The sequence below is a fragment of the Bacillus sp. FG16 genome, from assembly GCF_057809515.1.
Map to the genome: position 1 here is coordinate 1 of NZ_JBMDKC010000274.1, position 958 is coordinate 958.

At 34.4% G+C, this 958-nt stretch carries 3 protein-coding genes; 1 reads left to right on the forward strand and 2 read right to left on the reverse strand.

What is annotated here, in order from left to right:
• Together ACODS7_RS32220 and ACODS7_RS32225 are read right to left on the reverse strand one after the other, a co-directional pair.
• Positions 1–87 (reverse strand): HU family DNA-binding protein (locus tag ACODS7_RS32220; RefSeq protein WP_488828633.1); only part of this gene is annotated, 87 nt, incomplete at its 3' end.
• Positions 88–200: 113 nt separating this feature from the next.
• Positions 201–623, reverse strand: coding sequence for a hypothetical protein (locus ACODS7_RS32225; RefSeq protein WP_098652012.1), 423 nt, complete (start codon positions 621–623; stop codon positions 201–203).
• Between the two features lie 234 nt (positions 624–857).
• Here ACODS7_RS32225 and ACODS7_RS32230 point away from each other — a divergent pair.
• Positions 858–958, forward strand: a 101-nt coding sequence (locus ACODS7_RS32230; RefSeq protein ID WP_488828635.1) for a ribonuclease H1 domain-containing protein, incomplete at its 3' end; no start/stop codon positions are given.

A 958-nucleotide genomic window follows, 5' to 3' on the forward strand; every position in this document is an offset into this window, starting at 1 on the left:
TAGAACAGCTTGCACAGATGCAGTTGCATCTTTTTGTGTTAAGTTTGCTTCCTGGGCAACTTGTTTGATAAGTTCTGTTTTATTCATGTGTGTACCTCCAGGTAATGATTCATTTTAGGTTGCTATTATAACGTTTTTACTAGAAATGTACAAATGCTCATTTTGCTTACGGAATCCTTTTTTCATATAAGTATTTCTTCTCAATAATCTGATCGTTTAATCCTTTGTAAAGATTCAATTCCAAGTTGCAAATCACTTTTTTTCATTACTTTTTCATAGGTTCCCTCTTTTAATTTTTCCGTTAGAGCTAAAATATCGGTTAAATTATGGTGTAACTGTTGCACCTGTCCTTGAAGGCGTTCAATTTCACTTTGCTCGATAGGTGTTAAACGCTCTTCTTTTATCCATTTGGAGAGCTGTTCTTCAAATATCCATACAAATTCAAGTTGTTCTGTGTAAACACGGATGGTGCGTTGTATGGTTGCATCATCCAACACATGAGGCTTGTTGCGGGCTTCTAAAAGGTTTATATATTGTTCTTTAGCATCTATAAATTGACCATCGATTAGATTTGCAATGATAGGCAAGTTTTGGATAGGTTGCCAATTTGGTTGATTCTCCATGTATTTTTTCCTCCCATTCCTTTAATGTATTATAAAGGAATGATATCACAAAGGATTCAGATTTACAGGGAAGGTGTAAATAGTTACCCCCACACCTATAATTTCACGTACCTTATTGTAAAAAAACATATAACACACAATCATAGCATCCATTTAAATCTTATATTCTTGTATTATCAGTTATATAATACATAAGAAGAGGGCTGGTTAGAAATGAAATGAGGGGGAAGATGGATGAAAAAGAAAGTATATGCTGTACGAAAAGGAAGGGAAACCGGTATTTTTTATTCTTGGAAAGAATGTGAGACGCATGTGAAAGGGTATTCAGGTGCCCA

What these genes read in the sequence shown, in the direction of transcription:
- ACODS7_RS32225 (WP_098652012.1), bottom strand. Translation starts at nt 623, where the DNA reads ATGGAGAATCAACCAAATTGGCAACCTATCCAAAACTTGCCTATCATT.